This is a genomic window from Microvirga lupini, assembly GCF_014191055.1.
Taxonomy (GTDB): domain Bacteria; phylum Pseudomonadota; class Alphaproteobacteria; order Rhizobiales; family Beijerinckiaceae; genus Microvirga; species Microvirga lupini_A.
Genome location: NZ_JACHWB010000004.1, coordinates 276,502 through 294,605, shown reverse-complemented (window position 1 = coordinate 294,605; position 18,104 = coordinate 276,502). Strand labels below are relative to the sequence as shown.

General features: G+C 64.2%; 12 protein-coding genes. 11 read left to right on the top strand and 1 reads right to left on the bottom strand.

The genetic code is table 11. The features are described from left to right. Window positions 1-22: 22 nt before the first annotated feature. Window positions 23-919 carry a transcriptional regulator GcvA gene (locus FHR70_RS16705; RefSeq protein WP_183452195.1) on the top strand — a complete coding sequence of 299 codons (897 nt, stop codon included), beginning with the start codon at window positions 23-25 and terminating at the stop codon, window positions 917-919. Here the strand turns inward: FHR70_RS16705 and FHR70_RS16700 are convergent. After that, window positions 910-2,097: a multidrug effflux MFS transporter gene (locus FHR70_RS16700; protein WP_183452193.1), complete on the bottom strand. Its 1,188-nt coding sequence runs from the start codon at window positions 2,095-2,097 to the stop codon at window positions 910-912. The genes FHR70_RS16705 and FHR70_RS16700 overlap by 10 nt on opposite strands. Window positions 2,098-2,452: 355 nt before the next feature. Between FHR70_RS16700 and bcsN the strand changes: the two genes are divergently transcribed. The 10 genes from bcsN to FHR70_RS16650 all read left to right on the top strand — a co-directional run bounded on the left by bcsN (window position 2,453) and on the right by FHR70_RS16650 (window position 18,095). Then, a complete protein-coding gene (gene bcsN, locus FHR70_RS16695; RefSeq protein ID WP_183452191.1) occupies window positions 2,453-3,391 on the top strand; it encodes a cellulose biosynthesis protein BcsN in 939 nt (312 codons plus the stop codon). A gap of 164 nt (window positions 3,392-3,555) precedes the next feature. Continuing rightward, a complete protein-coding gene (gene bcsA, locus FHR70_RS16690; RefSeq protein ID WP_183452189.1) occupies window positions 3,556-5,751 on the top strand; it encodes a UDP-forming cellulose synthase catalytic subunit in 2,196 nt (731 codons plus the stop codon). A 9-nt stretch (window positions 5,752-5,760) separates the two neighbouring features. Next, window positions 5,761-8,328 carry a cellulose biosynthesis cyclic di-GMP-binding regulatory protein BcsB gene (locus FHR70_RS16685; protein ID WP_183452187.1) on the top strand — a complete coding sequence of 856 codons (2,568 nt, stop codon included), beginning with the start codon at window positions 5,761-5,763 and terminating at the stop codon, window positions 8,326-8,328. Next, window positions 8,328-9,437 (top strand): family 8 glycosyl hydrolase, encoded by a 1,110-nt coding sequence (locus FHR70_RS16680; RefSeq protein WP_183452514.1) that lies wholly within the window; start codon window positions 8,328-8,330, stop codon window positions 9,435-9,437. Before FHR70_RS16685 ends, FHR70_RS16680 begins: the two co-directional genes overlap by 1 nt. After that, window positions 9,413-11,524 (top strand): tetratricopeptide repeat protein, encoded by a 2,112-nt coding sequence (locus FHR70_RS16675; protein WP_183452185.1) that lies wholly within the window; start codon window positions 9,413-9,415, stop codon window positions 11,522-11,524. The genes FHR70_RS16680 and FHR70_RS16675 overlap by 25 nt, the downstream gene beginning before the upstream one ends. 110 nt (window positions 11,525-11,634) lie before the next feature. Then, window positions 11,635-12,141, top strand: a complete 507-nt coding sequence (locus FHR70_RS16670; RefSeq protein ID WP_183452183.1) for a chemotaxis protein CheW — start codon at window positions 11,635-11,637, stop codon at window positions 12,139-12,141. Further along, window positions 12,141-13,583 carry a CheR family methyltransferase gene (locus FHR70_RS16665; RefSeq protein ID WP_183452181.1) on the top strand — a complete coding sequence of 481 codons (1,443 nt, stop codon included), beginning with the start codon at window positions 12,141-12,143 and terminating at the stop codon, window positions 13,581-13,583. The genes FHR70_RS16670 and FHR70_RS16665 overlap by 1 nt, the downstream gene beginning before the upstream one ends. A gap of 2 nt (window positions 13,584-13,585) precedes the next feature. Further along, complete coding sequence (locus tag FHR70_RS16660; RefSeq protein WP_183452179.1) at window positions 13,586-14,182, top strand: chemotaxis protein CheW; 597 nt, start codon at window positions 13,586-13,588, stop codon at window positions 14,180-14,182. A gap of 1 nt (window position 14,183) precedes the next feature. After that, window positions 14,184-15,857: a methyl-accepting chemotaxis protein gene (locus FHR70_RS16655; RefSeq protein WP_343058833.1), complete on the top strand. Its 1,674-nt coding sequence runs from the start codon at window positions 14,184-14,186 to the stop codon at window positions 15,855-15,857. A gap of 27 nt (window positions 15,858-15,884) precedes the next feature. Then, window positions 15,885-18,095 carry a response regulator gene (locus FHR70_RS16650; protein WP_183452177.1) on the top strand — a complete coding sequence of 737 codons (2,211 nt, stop codon included), beginning with the start codon at window positions 15,885-15,887 and terminating at the stop codon, window positions 18,093-18,095. Window positions 18,096-18,104: the final 9 nt, after the last annotated feature.

Sequence of the window (18,104 nt, the reverse complement as noted above, 5' to 3'; positions counted from 1 at the left end):
TATTCTCAATCGGAATGAACGGGTGTTTCGTCGCGGCTTTCTGCCCAATGTGGGCAATCTCCTGGCCTTCGAGGCCACGGCCCGCCATGGCAGCGTGTCACGAGCCGCCGAGGAGCTGAACCTGACGCAGAGCGCCGTGTCGCGCCAGATCCAGCAGTTGGAGGAATCGCTCGGCGTGTCCCTGTTCAGCCGATCCCGGCAGCGGGTGGTGCTCACGGATGTGGGGCGCCTGTATGCGTCCCAGGTGCGCAGCACCCTCTCTGAGCTATCCGACGCAACCCATCAGGCCATCGCGCTGTCCGGCACGACCGGCGTGCTCAACCTCGCAACCCTGCCGACCTTCGGGACCCGCTGGCTCATTCCGCGCATTCCCAGCTTCTTCGCCCAGCATCCGGGCGCGACAGTGAATTTCGGCGTGCGGCTCGTGCCGTTCGATTTCTCCACTGAGCCCTTCGATGCGGCGATCCATTTCGGCGAGCCGCACTGGCCTGGAGCGGTGTGCGAGTTGCTGCGGACGGAAGAAGCGGTCCCCGTCTGCAGCCCGGCCTATCGGGAGCGCGAGAACCTGCGTTCACCGCAGGACCTGACCCGGGCCACCCTGCTGCAGCAGAGCACGCGCCCCACCGCCTGGGCGGAGTGGTTCGCCAGCGTTGGGGTAGAGGTGAGCAACCCGCTCCGCGGCCCGCGCTTCGAGCAATTCGCCATGGTGGCCCAGGCGGCGGCTGCGGGCCTGGGGGCCGCTCTCATCCCACATTTCCTGATCGATGATGAACTAGCCTCAGGCCGCCTGGAAATCCTCTTTCCGAACAGTCTCGTCAGCGGCGGCGCCTATTACCTGGTCTATCCGGAGCACAAGGCGGAGACGCCGTTGCTGCGCTCCTTCCGCGACTGGATCCTGGACCAGACCCGTCAGGGATAGATCCGCTTCGGCTTCATGGTCCTGAAGCTCAAAGTGAGGGCCACCAGGGCGCAGAAGAAGATCGCGCTGACCATTGAGACGGACGTGCCGTCATAGAGAGCACTAACCAGCGCGATGATCACGGCACCCGTGCCAAGCTGCAGGGTGCCCATGAGCGCTGAAGCTGTTCCCGCAACGGGACCATGTTCCTCGAGGGCCAGCACCGCCGTGGAAGGAATGACGAAGCCGAGGCAGCCGAACGACACGAACAGGAGCCCCCACAGGACGAACACATTGTCGACGCCGGAGACGGTCAGCAGGAAGAGCAGCGTCACGAGGCTGGCGAAGCAAGAGATCGCGATGCGCACCACCCGCTCGGCACCAAAGCGGCGCATGAGGGTGCTGTTGAACTGGGCGCTGCCGATGAACGCGATGGCATTCGACGCGAAGACCATGCTGTAGGTCGAAGGCGTCATGCCGAAATGCTCGATAAAGATGACGGAGGAGCCGGCGAGATAGGCGAAGAAGCTCGCCTGGCTGAAGCCGCCGATGAAGGTGAGGCCGAGAAAGCGCCGGTCCTTCAACAGGCTCTTATAGGTCTGGAAGGCCTGAGCGATGCCGCCCTTGCCCTGATCCGACTTGTGAGTTTCGGGCAGGAGGAAAAGCACGACGGCCAGGCCGCCCAGTCCGATGAGGGCAATGGCCCAGAAGATCACGCGCCAGCTGAAGAATGCCGTCAGGGCGCTTCCGGCCAGCGGCGCCAGAATCGGGGAGACGCTGAAGACCAGCATGCTGGTGGCCATCAGCCGGGCCGCCTCATGTCCGGTATGCAGATCGCGAATGATTGCCCGCGGGATCACCATGGCCGCGCAGGAGCCAACCCCTTGCAGGAAACGGAACGCGATGAGGGTCTCGACGTTCGGCGCGAAGCTGCAGCCGATGCTTGCCAGCGCGAACAATCCCAGTCCGGCATAGAGCGGCGGCTTGCGCCCGAACCGGTCCGAGAGCGGCCCGTAGACGCTCTGGCAAAGGGCGACCGCCAGAAAGAAGCTCATGAGGCTCATCTGCACGCCGCTCACATCGACCTGAAACTCCCGGGCGATGGCCGGAAAAGCAGGCAGGTACATGTCGATGGCAAAAGGCCCGACGGCTGAGAGCATGCCGAGAACGAGCGCATTGCGCAGAAAGGCGGATTTCATCGAAAAAGGCTTTCTTCAAACCGGCCCAAGGTCCGGATCCGGGCAATCGGCCTGCCCGCTTCAGGGGACGGACCAAGCAATGTCATCGGGAGATCCGGCCGCAATCCTGAGCCAATCGTTCCTGAGGGCGGCGTGCCGTTTGTATGCTGTCCGGCAGGGAGGTCAAGGTGAAGTCTTTTTGAACCCGGATCAAAATCCGCACATCCGCTGAGGCTTACTATTCGTTAACCATGAATGGTCATAGCTGATTAAACATCCGGCCGAATGTCCCATCCGCTCCAGGGCTCCGTCCCTGCGGCGGGCCAGGCTGCCTCGGCTGACCACCAGAGTTTTCACGTTCCTTATGATCTCTTCCATGTCCAGGAATCAGATGCACTTCGGCGCTACGGCGTCTGAGGCATGCATTGCCTGTGACCACTGGCATGCAGGCGGGCCTGGCAGGTTCCTGAAGTGGCTCACCGCCGCAACGATTCTCATGAGCGTCACCGCCTGCGCAGGCCGCTCCGATCTTGGCTATGCGAGCCTGAATTCCGAGGTTCCTGCAACCCGTGCCGTCATCGTCCCTCCTCCGGGAGGGCCCTCCATCGTGGCGGTTCTGCAGCAGGCCTACCAGAACGGGATCTCACAGGAGATCGCCCTGTCGACCGCTTCGCTGACGAGTGGGCAGAATGCCTTCTACGTGAGCCTGCTCAACAACACCGCGAGCAACATGGAGCTTCCGGAGACGCTCTCTCTGCCTCCTCTCACGCCGGACCGGATCGAGAGGGAGATGGAGGAGCGGATCCCTGGGGTCGAGATGCAGACCTCCCTGGTCTACGTTCAGAACAAGTTCGGGCCCTTCGGCTTTGCCACCGGGCGCTCCGCCTCAGGCGACCTTTGCCTCTATGCCTGGCAGCAGATTGAACCCGACAAGCCCGCCATCCTGGTTCCGGGCGGAGCAGTTTCGGTGCGCCTGCGCCTGTGCGATGCCGATGCCACCGTCGATCAGCTCCTGCGGGTCATGTACGGCTACACGATCGCGGCTTACTATCGCCAGGAATCCTGGAACCCCTATGGTGATCCGCCATCACCTCCGGCCGGTTTCGGACAGGTCGATGCGCCCATGTACCCGCTGGGGCTCGACAGGCGGGAGGATGCCACCGTGATCCGCCGGCGCATGGCCGTCCCCACTGAGACACCCAGGCGCTTCGTCGACAAGGACACGGTCGAGCCTTCACCCTCTGGGCCAACGACACCGCAGAATACAGCCCCGCTGGGGGGCTATCCCATAGTGCCGCCCCCACCCGGCGAGTAAAAATCAAGTTTACTGTATCTTATGTTATTACATCACATATCGATTTATTTACCGATGTGACAATAGGCCTAAGCAACGATAGAGATATATTAATAGACCTATCCTCAGTGTTGAACTAAGCGTGCAATCTCTCACGCGAACACTCAAGCCGAGAATCCCGACAGATGCGAGCAGGTCTTATCGTGGCCCTTTGGGCAGTGGCGGCGATCCTGATTGTCTCGCTTGTCGTTCTCCCCATCAGCCTTCAGGCACATCTCGTAGCAGGCCTTACCGTCGTGGCCTGCATGATCATCATCAAATTCTTTCGGGCTCAAGGCATCTGGCGCCAGATTGCCCTGGCCTTGGGCACCGCCATCGTCCTGCGCTATGTCTTCTGGCGGACCACCAGCACCATCCCGCCGATCACCGAAGTGGCGAACTTCATCCCCGGCTTCCTGCTGTATCTGGCCGAGATGTATAGCGTCATGATGCTATTCTTGAGCCTCTTCGTGGTCTCCAGCCCGATGCCCTCGCGCAAGGCACCCCAAATCGACCCGCATAACCTGCCCACGGTCGATGTCTTCGTCCCAAGCTACAACGAGGGTGCCGAGCTTCTGGCCACCACGCTTGCGGCCGCCAAGGCGATGACCTATCCGGAGGACAAGCTCACGGTCTGGCTTCTGGACGATGGCGGCACCGACGAGAAATGCAGTTCTCAGAATGCCATCGCCTCCCAGCAGGCCCGGGAACGCCGTGCGGAGCTGCAGGCCCTGTGCGCGGCACTCGACGTCCGCTACCTGACCCGCGCCCGCAACCTGCACGCCAAGGCCGGCAATCTGAACAATGGCCTTGAGCACTCCACGGGCGATCTGGTCGCCGTATTCGACGCCGATCATGCCCCGGCCCGGAACTTCCTGACCGAGACCGTCGGCTATTTCACCGCGGACAAGAACCTGTTTCTGGTCCAGACGCCCCATTTCTTCATCAATCCCGATCCGCTCGAGCGAAACCTCGGCACGTTCCAGACCATGCCGTCAGAGAACGAGATGTTCTACGGCGTCATCCAGCGTGGCCTCGACAAATGGGATGCCTCCTTCTTCTGCGGTTCGGCCGCCGTGCTCCGGCGCGAGGCCTTGCAGGAGACCAACGGCTTCAGCGGCGTCAGCATCACGGAAGATTGCGAGACCGCCCTCGAACTCCATTCCCGGGGCTGGACGAGCGCCTATGTGGACAAGCCCCTGATCGCCGGCCTTCAGCCGGACAGCTTCGCCAGCTTCATCGGCCAGCGCTCGCGCTGGGCCCAGGGCATGATGCAGATCATCCGCTACAAGTTTCCACCCTTCAAGCGGGGCTTAAGGCTGTCGCAGCGCCTGTGCTACATGTCGAGCAGCATGTTCTGGCTGTTCCCGTTCTCGCGGTTCTGCTTTCTCGTTTCGCCGCTCTGCTATCTGTTCTTCTCGCTGGAAATCTTCACAGCATCGGGAGGCGAGTTCTTCGCCTATACGTTCACCTACATGATGGTGAACTTCATGATGCAGAATTATCTCTATGGCCGCTATCGCTGGCCGTGGATTTCGGATCTCTACGAATATGTCCAGACGATCTATCTTCTGCCCGCCGTCCTGTCGGTGATCGCCAATCCGAGCAAGCCCACCTTCAAGGTCACGTCGAAGAACGAGACCATGGACGAGAGCCGGGTGTCGGAATTGGGAACGCCCTATTTCATCATCTTCGGCATCCTGCTCCTCGGAGTCGTGGCGACGGGCGTGCGGGTGTGGGCGGAACCCTACAAGGCCGACCTGACCCTCGTCACGGGAGCCTGGAACATCCTCAACCTGATCATTGCGGGCTGCGCCCTCGGCGTCGTGTCGGAGCGCGCAACGCGCCGCCAGAGCCACCGGGTTCGGGTCGAGCGCCCCTGCCGCTTCGTCATGGGTGACGAGGTCATCGATGCCGTGCTGCGGGACGTGTCGGTCGGCGGCGCACGACTTCATGTGCCCCCCTCGGTCGAGCCCAGGCTGAAGAAGGGAGCCGCAGGCACCCTCGAGTTCCAGCCTTTCGCCAACCTCCCGATCCAGCATCTGCCGGTGGAGATCCGCAAGGTCGGCATGGACGACAACGGGCTGCTGCTGGGATGCCGCTTCATGATCGAGAAGGCCGAGCACCGGAAGATGATTGCGGACCTTGTCTTTGCCAATGCGGATCAATGGAGCGAATTTCAGAAGAACAGGCACTACGACATCGGCGTGCTGCGCGGAACGCTCTGGTTCTTCATGGTGGCGTTCTATCAGACCGGCCGGGGCCTCTCGTACTTCCTGGGTCTGCAGCGGATCGGCAGTTCCTCCCCTCCGGCTCCGTCCGTAGCCGCAGCCGTCAAGTAGAGGTGTGTCGTGCGCCGCGTTCTGATCCCCCTCCTGCTGGGCCTGCAAGCGATCGGCGCACCGAGCGCACTCGCCCAAGCGACGCCATTCAACATGGCACCTGGAGGGTCGGGCGGGCCACAGACAGGCCCTGCTCCTGCGCCAAGTCAGGCAGCGCCTGCCGCACCCTTCGACATGCGCCAGCCCGGCTCGCCGCCGGCTGCAGCACCGGCACCACGTCCGACCGATCTGCAGACGGTGCCACCGGCCAGCACAGCCGCGCCCTTCAGCATGGGACCGCGCAATGCAGCTCCCTCTGCAGGAGCGGCTGGAAACGCTCCTACGTCTGCGCGGGCGCCGGTCGCCGGCGGCACTCCGGCGGCGCGCAACGTTGCGCGCATCGAGCGGCCGATCCTTCCGTTCGAGATGCTCCGTTTGGAGGGTGAGACAGACGCCAAATCCTGGACCTTCCATCTCACTCAAGACGAGGCGGCGAGCGGCGCCACCCTGTCCATGGGCTACAAGAACGCGGTCGTGGTCATGCCCGAGGGCTCGCGCCTGAGGATCGCGATCAATGGGGAATCCGTACTCGACACGCCGATCTCCTCGGCGAACGACATCAAGCGCGTGGCGGCGTCGATCCGACCCGGGCTTCTCCGTCAGGGGCAGAACATCATCCGCATGGAAGCCCTTCAGCGCCATCGGACGGACTGCACCATCGGGGCAACCTATGAGCTCTGGACAGACGTGGATTCGGCATCTACGCGCCTCATCTTCGCCGAGGGTACGACCAAGACCCTGCGCGCCCTGGACGATCTGCCGGCCGTCGGTGTCGACAACGCGGGCGTCACGACGATCCGGGTGGTTGCACCCAAGATCTACAGGCCGGAAATGCGGGACCGGCTCTTACGCCTCGTGCAGACGGTTGCCCTGCGCGGACGCTATGCCCATCCCGTGATCCAGGTCATGGAATCGGATCCGGGCCCCTCGCCCGTCGGGACGATCAAGGTCGCCATGGGTCTTGCCGGCGAGTTGCGCGGTCTCGTGCCCGGCATTCCGGACGCCGCCATGATACAGCCTCTGACCATGATGATGCAGGAGCCGGGCTCCATTGGCTCGACCCTGGTGGTCGCAGGTCCGACCTGGCAGGATCTCGACACCGCCATCGGGATCGTCAGGGCTCATTCCCTCAATCCTCTCAATGCCGAGCGCGGAATGATCGATACGGCCTCCTGGCACTGGCCCGAGGTTCCGACAGCCTTCGGCGATCAGTCCTTCCGCTTTGCCGATCTGGGCGTGCCGACGCAGGAGTTTTCGGGCCGGCGGCTGAAAGCCGATCTTGCCATCAATCTTCCATCGGACTTCTATGCCACCGAGTACGGCGAAGCGATCCTGCATCTCGATGCGGCCTATACGTCGGCGGTCCGTCCCGGCAGCCATGTGAATGTGTTCGTCAACGGCCAGATCAGCACGCAGATGACGATCACCACCCAGGGCGACATCGTCCGGCGGCATACCGTCCGGGTCCCGCTGAAAAATTTCAAATCAGGCCTTAACCGCATCACTTTCGAGGCGGCCCTGATGACGGACGCGGACGCACGCTGCGCACCGGGAGAAACGCTTTCCGAGACGAACCGCTTCGTGCTGTTCGACACCACCAACCTCGAGTTTCCAAAATTCGGCCGGATCGGACGCCAGCCCGATCTGGCGGTTCTCGGGGCCGGCCGTTTCTCGGATGAAGACCTCCCCACGACCGTCGTTCTCGCGCGCCCCGATCCGCTGAACCTGTCCGCCGCCGGTACCCTTCTGGCCCGTATGGCGCGCAACGCCGGCCAGCCGGTGCAGGCGCAATTCGCCAATGCGGCCTCGGCCGACGATGAATCCGTTCTGTTCATCGGCGCCGTCGACCAGATTCCGGCCGGCATGCTCAACCGCGTCAGGGTCACGGAGCATCTGCGCATGATCTGGCCCTCGACGCCGGTCACAGACAACAAAGGAGCGTCGCAGACGGCAAGCGCGGATTTCACCATGCCGTTGAGCCAGGCATCGCCCGACCGTGCGACCACGGCCTCGACCGACGAGGTCCGCCGGCGCTGGTCGGACACGTTCCAGCGCCGCGGCATCATTCAGCAGACGATAGGCGCCGTGCAGGATTGGCTGGAGAAGACCTTCAGCCTCTCGCTCTCGTCGTTGCGGCTGGAGGAGCGCACCGATGCGCCTTACGAGCCGCCGCAGCGAGCCTCCCTGCTGATGGCGCAGAGCCGCAGCGAGGGATCCGGCGTCTGGACCCTGGTGACGGCCCGCACGGATCGTGCCCTGGCGGACGAGATGGCCCGTCTGGCCAACCCCACGCTCTGGTCTCAGGTCTCGGGACGCGCCGTCGCTTTGGATCCGAGGGAGATGAAGCTCCAGGTCGAGCCCATCAACGATTATCGCTTCGTGCAGACCCAGCCGCCTTCGCTGACGAATCTTCGCCTCGTCGCGGCGAACTGGATGTCGGCCAACATTCTCCAATATGCTCTCGTCATGCTGGCATGCTGCACGTTCCTCGGGATCGCCACCGCCCTGCTCCTGAGTCGGCTGGGACGGCGCTCATGATGCGCTGCGGGCTGCGCCCTGCACGGCTCCTGCCATGGCTCCTCGCCATGCTCTCCCTCGTCCTGGGATCGATGGCATCCTCCCAAAACCTCTCCGTGCAGCCGCTGAAGATCGCGGGCACCCTCTCGTCGGCTGAGTGGGAGGCCTACCGCTCCCGTTTCATCGAGGACAGCGGCCGTGTTGTCGACACGGCCAACGGCCATATCAGCCACAGCGAGGGGCAGGGATACGGCCTCCTCCTCGCCCTGGCGGCTTCCGACCGGCGCTCCTTCGAGCAGATCTGGAGCTTCACTTTCACCGAACTCCTGATCCGGGACGATGGTCTGGCGGTGTGGAAGTGGGATCCCGGCGCAAAGCCCAAGGTGACCGACCGCAACAACGCCACCGACGGTGATCTTCTCATCGCCTATGCGCTGGCAAAGGCCGGGGAAGTCTGGCAGGAGCCCCGTTACACCGCCGCCGCGCAGAAGCTCGCCAGGGCGGTCGGAAAGAACACTTTCGGCCGCAGCGGCCGCTCCCTCATTCTCCTGCCCGGCGCGGAGGGCTTCGGCGCCGGCGATCGCCCTGACGGCCCGGTGGTCAACCTCTCCTACTGGGTCTTCGAGACTTTTCCCGTGATGGCGGCGCTCGCGCCGGAATACGAATGGAACCGCGTCTGGCGCGATGGAGTCCTGCTTCTTCAGCAGGCAACTTCCGGCCGCGTGCGGCTTCCGGCGGACTGGCTTTCCCTCCAGAACGGATTGCAGCCGAAGCCGGCCGACGGCTTCCCGCCCGAGTTCGGTTACAACTCCTTAAGGATACCGCTTTACCTGTTGAGAGCAGGGATGACTGATTTGGAGTGGCTGAGGGCTCTCAAGCAGCGCTGGTCTGCGGAGAACGAAGGGGTTGCCGTGGTCAACGTGGTGACCGGACAGATCCGGGAACGGCTGACGGACCAGGGTTACGCCCTCCTTGCCGCTGCTCTGGCCTGTGCGCTCGACGGAACATCCGTTCCGGCAGCGCTGAGAACCTTCGAGCCGAGCCTCTATTATCCGTCCACCCTGTATCTTTTGGCGAAATCCCTGCTGGGTGAGAAATATCCGCAATGCGTCTCGTCGGCAGCGCCATAACGACTGCGATCCTGATCCTGGGATTTGCAGCGATTGCGCAGCAGACCGGCCCCGGCGGTTCCCAGCCGCCCGCCGGAACGCCACCGGCCGAGTCTCCCTCCGCCAATGGCTCGCAGCCGCAGGTCGATGAATCAGCCCTTCGCTACTTCGCATCACAGGGTGATACGCGCCGGGTGAATGCGGAGATCGCCCGGCTTCGCGCGCTTTATCCCAACTGGACGCCGCCCAGCGACCTGTCGCAGCTATCGGCAGGCGGCGGCAGCGCTCCGCCCGATCCGATCATCGAGCGCCTGTGGAACCTCTACCGCGAGGACCGGATTGCCGAAGTTCGCGCCGCAATCGCCGAGCGCCAGGCCTCAGAACCGAACTGGAAGCCCCCGGAGGAACTGGTCACGGCCCTTGAAACCGTGGAGGCGCGTCGCCGCCTGGTGAATGCGTCCGATTCCGGCCAATGGCAGACCGTGCTGTCGGTGGCGACCGAATCCCCCACTCTGCTCACCTGCACGAACGTGGATGTGCTCTGGCGCGTGGCCGAGGCCTTCGCCCGGACGGATCAGCCCACCCGGACCCGGGATGTCTACACCTATCTCCTGACGAACTGCGCCAACCCGGCCGAACGGCTCGCGACGCTGCAGAAGGCCCTCACTCTTCTGCCCGAACAGCAGGTCTCCGATCTCCTCCAGTTCGAGCGCCGGACCGGCGACACCCCGGACGATTTCAGCTCCATCCGCGACGAGATGGCCCGCCGCAGAGTCGAACGCGCTTCCCTCGACAGTAAGATGACCGCATCCGCGGAGGACCTCGCAGCAGTCGAGCGGCTGATCCGGAACACCAATGAGGCCGGCCCCGTGCTGACTCTCGGCTGGTACAACTACCATCATGGCAATCCGGCACGGGCCCTCGAGTTGTTCAAGACGGCCCTCGACCGCAACGGCGGTGCCAAGGCGGCCGAAGGCTATGCCATGTCCCTGCGGGCGCTCGAACGGCTCACGGACGCCGAGGCCTTCGCCTATGAGTGGCGCGAGCGCGCTCCCGAGAACATGAAGATCTACCTGGACATCGCCACGGCACTCCTCAGCCAGGATCCGCCGCCGCGGCTCGATGCCCAGGTGGTCACCCGGATCGTGCGGGTCGTGACGGCAGAGCGCTTCCCGGATGGAGCCCAGGCGCTGGGCTGGTATTCCTACAACACGGAGCAGATCCGGACCGCGCGGGACTGGTTCCGCACGGCTCTCGGCTGGAAGCCCGAGGACGAACCCTCGGCCTATGGGCTTGCCCTGTCGACGCAGCGCCTGAACGAGCGCGCGGCGTTCAACGCCGTCGTCGCCCAATGGCGGAACCGTTCAGAACGCATCGCCGCTCTCGCGGACGGCACCAATTCCGGCTCAGGGCGGCGATCCGCTCCGGTTCGTCCCCAGGTTGAGATGAGTGTCGCGCCTCCCGCCAGGGCGGACGGTGCCGTTCCCCGTCAGGTGACCGTGGAGCGCGTCGAGGTCGAACAGCCCCTCGCCCGGACAGAGGAAGGGGTGCGGCTCCGCCAGACCCGGGCCCGCTCCGTCCTGGGGCGTAGCTGCGCGATGACGCGCAATCCCGCCGGTCTCTCCGGCGACGCGGCTCTCACCCGGGGCTGGTGCCTCATGGAGATCAACCGGCCCATGGAGGCCGTTGCTGCCTTCGACCAGGCGATCGCCACCGGCAGCACCCGAGCCCGCGAAGAGGCGGCCTACGGCAAGTCCCTGGCCTATCTGCGCAAGAACCTGACCTCCGAGGCCGCCGTCGCGGCCGCCGAGGCGCCGCAGACCCGGTCGCGCCAGGTGGAGCTCGGAGCGTCGATTCTGACGCAGCGGGCGCTGGCAGCCTATCGCGACAAGCGCTACGTCGAAACCCTGCTCGCCCTGAGCGAGCGGGCGCGGCTCGTGCCGGAGCAGAACGATCTGCTGCTGATTCGCGGCTGGTCCTATTTCAATCTCGGCCGCTACAAGGATGCCGAGCAGGTCTTCCGGGCCGTCCAGCGGACCGGTCATTCGGAAGAGGCCAGCGTCGGCCTGAACGCCGTTCGCGAGGTCACCGACCAAGTGTCCCAGTAGCCTAGTCCCAGTAGCCTGACGGTACGGTTGCCGGAGGCGGCCCGGTGCCTATCTAATGCTCACCAAGTCTCTCATCCCTCACTCGGAACCGGCGTCCAGCGATCTGATCCATGGCGAGCCTGCAGATCATCATCTTCGACGTGTGCGGCACCGCCTGTGCCCTGCACCGCAGCGCCGTGCGCGAATTCCTGCCCCTGCCCCGCCTGTGGCGTCCGCCGTCCCTGCCCCGTCCGGTAGCCGGCTTCTTCAATCTCGGTGGAGACGCGGTTCCGGTTCTCCGGCTCGACGTGCTGTTCGGTCTGCAGAAGGGTGAGGATCATCCGGAGAGTGATCTCTACCGGCACCTGATCCTGATCGGAGCCGGTGGCTCAACCGACCCCAGCGCACTCCTTGTCGACCGCGTCCTGGATGTGGCGACGGTGAATGCCGCGCAGATCTCGGATGTCAGGCAGGCCGAGACCCTGAACGGCTGCCTGGAAGCGGAGGTCACCTGGGATGACCGGCTCGTTCATCTCCTCTCGGCTGACCGGATCCTGCTCACGGAAGAGCAGCAGGCGCTGGCAGAGCTCGGACGCCAGGCGCAGAGCCGCCTCGACGAATGGGCGGTGCCGGCCTGATGGCCGCACGGCCCCATCCCGTTCCGCTGATCGACGCCGGCTTTTCCCACCTGAAGAGCCGTGTGATCGAGCGCACGGGGCATTTCTACTACCAGGACAAGGACGACCTCCTGTGGGAGCGCGTGCGCAAGCGGCTGCGCGCCACGGGTCTGTCCGATTCCAGCGCCTATCTGACCCTGCTGGATGACCCGATCTCGGGTCCGGCGGAATGGGGTAAGCTCGAGGCCGAGATCACCATCGGCGAGACCTTCTTCTTCCGCTACGCAGAGCAGTTCGCGGCCTTGCGCGAGACCATCCTGCCCGAGATCATCGCCAGGAAGGCGGCCACGCGGCGGCTGCGGATCTGGAGCGCCGGATGCTCCACAGGGGCCGAGCCTTATTCCCTCGCCATTCTCGCGAATGAGGTCCTCGGGGATAGCCTTGGAACATGGCGCGTCAGCATTCTCGGAACCGACATCAACGACAGCTTCCTGAAGGCGGCCCAGCAGGCGCGGTTCGGCAAATGGGCGCTTCGTTCCATGCCGGAGGAACAGCGGCAGCTTTATTTCGTCGATGCAGGCAAGGAGCAGTGGGAGGTGCGGCGGGAGTTCCGCTCCCTGGTGCGTTTTGAGCGGCACAGCCTGCTGAGCCTTCTCGACGGCACCTCGCCGCTTGAACTCACCGACTTCGATCTGATCCTGTGCCGGAACGTCTTGATCTACTTCCATCCCGAGACGGTCACGCAGATCGTCGGGGCTTTGCGCGATCGGCTGGACGACGACGGCTGGATGCTGCTGGGCCATGCCGAGCCCAATCCCATCTTTTCTGCGATGATGCAGACCCTGAACCTGCCGGGGACCGTTGCCTACCGGCGCGGAGCCGGCACCGCGCTACTGCCTATGCCCGCTCCGGTGGAGTCCAAGCCTGACCTGCAAGGTTGGAAACCGCTCCTGCCTGACCCGATACCTGAAGCGCCAGCCCCCAGGCCAGCCCCCCCGCGCCTCGCGCAGGTCTCACACAAGGCATTGCCTCTTCCCGCCTCTCAACCAGCTGGCGATCTCCTCGGCGATATCAGGACGCGCGCCAATGCAGGGGACTTTACCGCCGCAGCGAGCCTGTGCCGGAAGGCCCTCGCCACCGAGCCGCTGAACGCCGTGCTGCATTTTTACCAAGGCCTCGTTCTGCGGGCATTGGGGCGCCCTGATGAAGCTGAGAAAAGCTTCCTTAAAAGTCTTTATCTCGATAAAAACTTCGCCATGGCTCATTACCATCTCGGACTCCTGATGCTCGCCGAAAGGAGATCGGCCCCTGGACGTCGCTCCCTGACCCATGCGGCTCAGAGCGTCGCGGCTTTGGCAGATGATCACCCGCTCGACGAAGGCGATGGGGTAACGGCGAGGGAATTGCGTGACCTGGTCCGCATCCACCTCGACGCGGCATCGCCGTCCAGACGGAAGGCATGACCATGGCGAGATCCGTTCGACGCAAGCTGAGGCAGATCGACAGGGGCAGGATTCGCTCGGCCGAGGAGCGGGTGCAGCATATCCTGGACGAACGAACCGAGAGCCTCGCCTCGCGGCGCAAGGATAAAGCATCTCCGGCCCAGGTCCTGCCGCGCGCCCTTGTCTGCGGTTCAGGTCGAGAGCGGTTCGGGATTCCGATCGAGGCCGTCGCCGAAGTGCTGCCGCCCCAGAAAGTCATGCCCGTTCCGGACGGTCCTCCGGCAATGGTCGGTTTGTTCGGCCGGGGCGGACGACTGGTGAGCGTGATCGATCTGGCGCTCGCCCTCGGAATCGAATCTTTCGGGGAGGGTGAAGATCAACATTTCATCCTGCTCCGCCGCGATCAGCCGCAGGTGGCTCTCAGGGTCGAGCGTGCCTATGCGGTCGCCGACATCCGCCTGCTGACGGGTGAGGAGGCCACAGGCTTTCGAACCGATGCGGTGATCGGCTATGCCCGCCTGCAGGATGCCGCTGGCGATCCGGCCGACACCCTGTCCCTCCTCGATCCTGAGCGGCTTCTGCGCCCCTTCCTGTCCACTTCCCCTGTTCCTGGAGTTTGACGTGACGATCTCGATCGCCAACCGCATCCTTCTCGGCTTTGCCGTCATTCTCGCCATGATGGTCGGGCTGGGCTTCTACTCCATCAACCGGCTCGACGAGGTGCGGCAGACGGCCGAGCGGATCGTCTCGCGCGACATCTCGCTGATGCGTCAGCTTGAGACGATCAACGATCAGCAGAACAGCATGCGCAGCCTGCGCGAGGAAATCATGGCCCGCTATCTGCTCCGCTCGCTGGGCCAGCAGACGTCGTTCGACGACCTGATTCGTGAATGGGGCCGCCAATCAGTGACTGCTGAAAACGCCATCGTGCAAGCCACAGCCATGGCAAACGGTTTTGCGGCACAATCCATCTCGGCCGAGAGAGGGCAGGCATGGCGCCGTATCGGGGAGCTCTTAAGTCAGGCGAGCGAAGGATTGCGCCAGCTGAGGACAGCGAGCGAGCGGCAGTTCGCCGAGCTGCAAACCGCCGATCTTCCCACCATTCTCAGAACGCAGACATCTCTGAATGCGAACCGTGGCGAATGGGTCAAGACACTGAATGAGGCCCGAGAAGTCCTGGTGACGGCAAACTCGATCGGCCAGAGCCAAGCCAGCGAGATTTACCAGGAAAGCCGCACTTCCATCATCGTTGCCATCGCTGGCACGGCCCTGCTCAGCCTGATCATCAGCTATCTTCTGCGCTCGTCCATCATAACACCACTCAATGCCTTCATGGGGTTCGTCGAGCGGATCGGGCGCGGAGAGCTGGGCGGCCAGATGGCCGTGACCGGCAAGGACGAGATCGGGCATCTCGGCAGCACACTCAATTCCATGGTCGAGGGCTTGCGACAGCTCGCGCGCCAAAGCCGTGAAGCGACCGAAAATCTGAATGCGGCCGCGGCAGAGATCCGCGCCTCGACCCAGGAGCAGGCAGCCTCCGTCGAGGAACAGCTCGCAGCCGTTCAGGAGACTGCCGCGACCGTCGACGAGATCACCCATTCAGGCGCCCAGATCGGCAAGCGCGCACAGGAGGTTATCGCTTCCGCCCAAGCGGCCGCGCAGACCAGCATGGCGGGCCTTCAGGCGGTCGAGGACACGGCGCGCGCCATGGATGCGATCCGCGAACAGGCCGAGGCGGTGGCGGAGAACATCGTGGCGCTCAGCGAGAAGACGCAGGCCGTCGGCGAGATCATCACCTCGGTCAACGACATTTCCGAGCGCACGCATCTTCTGGCGCTGAACGCGGCCATCGAAGCGGCGGCGGCCGGCGAGAACGGCCGCAGCTTCGCGGTCGTGGCGTCCGAGATGAAGACACTCGCCGACCAGGCGAAGGACGCAACCACGCAGGTGCGCTCGATCCTGGGCGACATTCAGCGTGGCATCAACTCGTCCGTGATGCTGACCGAGGAAGCCGTCAAGCGCGTGACCGCCGGCAAGGAACGCACCGACATCACGCAGCAGACGATCACCGGCATCTCGGGTCAGATTCAGGAAAGCGTGCAGACGTTCCAGCAGATCGTGGCCTCCACGAACCAGCAACAGCTCGGCATCGAGCAGGTGATGGGCGCGCTTCAGAACATCCGTCAGGCGAGCCAGCAGACGGCCGCCGGCACCCGCCAGCTCGACACGGCGGCGGCCAATCTGTCCCAGCTCTCGCAGCAGCTCCTCGGCCTCGCCGAGCGCTATCGTCTGTAGAGCGGCGGACATGGAGATGCGCGCATCGTGACGGATATCCGCAAACAGCTGCTGGCGGCTTTCGAGGCGGAACATCGGGAGCATCTCGATGCGATCCGATCCGCGCTCGATCATGCCGGCCGGGGCGAGATCGACCTGACGGATGTCTTTCGACGTGCGCATAGTCTCAAAGGTGCGGCAAGGGCCGTCGACTTGCCTGCGGTGGAAGAAGTCGCGCATCAGCTTGAATCACTTTTCTCGGGGGTTCTGGAAGGGCAGCAATCTCTTGATGCACCGACTATCGCCACGGTGCGGCGGGACCTGGATACGATCGAAGACCTTGTTGCCGATGTCTTGAAGCCGCCTGCCATGCAGGTGCAGCCGGTCCTGGCATCGGCGCCGGCCCCTGGCGAGCCGGAGCTATCGGGTGCAAAAGCCGATCCGGTGAGCGAGGCCGGCGGCAGTTCCTATCTGCGCGTATCGGCCGAGCAGATGGAGGAACTCTCCTCATCCATGCACCAGCTTCTGACCGTGCTGCAGACGAACGAAAGCCTGGATGACGACTTGCGGCAGATCGAGATCGACAGCCGTGGCCTGAGGCGCAGCTGGGATCACCTGCATGAGCAGTTGAACGCCTTGGGCGCGACCGCACAGCAGGGATCCACCTCAACCCAGCGCGGTCCCGCGTCGTTTGCCCCGCGCCTGCGCGATTTCGATCAGAGCCTGAAAGGCTTGTTCCGCAAGGTCTCCGCCCTGACCCGCGAGCGGCGGCAATCGAGCTGGTCCATCGACCAGGCCGCCCGGCAGGTTCGCGAAAACATCGACCGGGTGTCGCTCGTCTCGGCCGAGACGGTGTTCGGCGGCTTCGGGCAGATGGTGCGTGAGATCGCCCGCAAGGCCGGCCGGGATGTGCATGTGCGCAGCCTTGGTCTCGACATCCAGGTCGACCGGCAGGTGCTTCAGGCCTTGAAGGATCCCGTGATGCATCTCCTGCGCAACGCAGTGAGCCATGGCGCGGAACCGCCTGACGAACGGATCGCCGAAGGCAAGCCCGAGCAGGCCGAGGTCACCCTCGAGCTGGCCTCGCGCGGTGGCCGCCTCGCCATCAGCATCCGCGATGACGGACGCGGCCCCGACCTCGCCCGGATCGAGCAGGTCGCCATCGAACGCGGGCTGCTCCAGCCCAGGGCTTCAGGCCATCCGCCACCGATGATGGATCAATTGCTTGCCCTGGTCTTCACGCCAGGATTCTCGACGGCGGGTGAAGTCGACAGGCTGTCGGGCCGCGGCATCGGCCTGTCCGTCGTGGCGGAAGCGGTCCGTAAGCTGCAAGGGTCCGTTCTGCTCCGCCCTCGCTACCCGCAGGGCACGGAGGTTCTGCTGAACGTGCCGTTCACGGCCGCCCGTCAGCCCCTGCTGCTGCTCGAGGCCGAGGACCGCATGTTCGGTCTGCCCGCCCATGCGGTGGAGCGCCTTCTGCGCCTGCGTGCGGACAGCCTGGAGAGTGTGGAAGGCCGCCCGGCAATCCGGATCGAGATTGGGGGGCAGGACGTTGTCGTTCCAATTGTCGGCCTCGCCGCTCTGACAGGATCCTCCAATGCCCCCTTGCCCACTGAGGCCGGACACGTGAAGGCCGTTCTCGTCCGCCACGGCTCCCGAATCTGCGCCCTTGCAGTCAACGCGTTCCATGATGTTCGGACGATGCTCGTCAGCGACGTCCAGGCCATCGGGCTGAACGAACTGGTCTCGGGCACCGTGCTTCTGGAAGACGAAATGCCCGCCCTGGTGCTCAGCCCGGACCGGCTGATCGAGCATTGGGTCAGGAACGAAGGCCGTCTCGCGGCCGGCGGCCTGGGTCTCACCCGGTGGGCTCCGGAGGAAGAGCGCCAAGCCAGGACCATTCTCGTGGTCGACGATTCGATCACCACCCGCACCCTGGAGAAGAGCATTCTGGAGGCGCAGGGCTACGAAGTTCTCCTCAGCGTCGACGGCATCGACGCCCTCCATGTGCTGCGCTCGGGCGAGGCCATGATCGACCTCGTGATCGCCGACGTGGAAATGCCGCGCATGGACGGCTTCGGCCTGCTGCAGGCGATCAAGAACGACCCGAGGCTCTCCGCCGTGCCGGTGATCCTGATGACATCCCGCGCAGACCCGGAGGATGTGCGCAAGGGTCTCGATCTCGGCGCGAGCGCCTATATTACCAAGCAGAAGTTCGATCAGCGCGAATTGCTGGCCACGATCGGACAGGTGTTGTGAGTTCCGTGC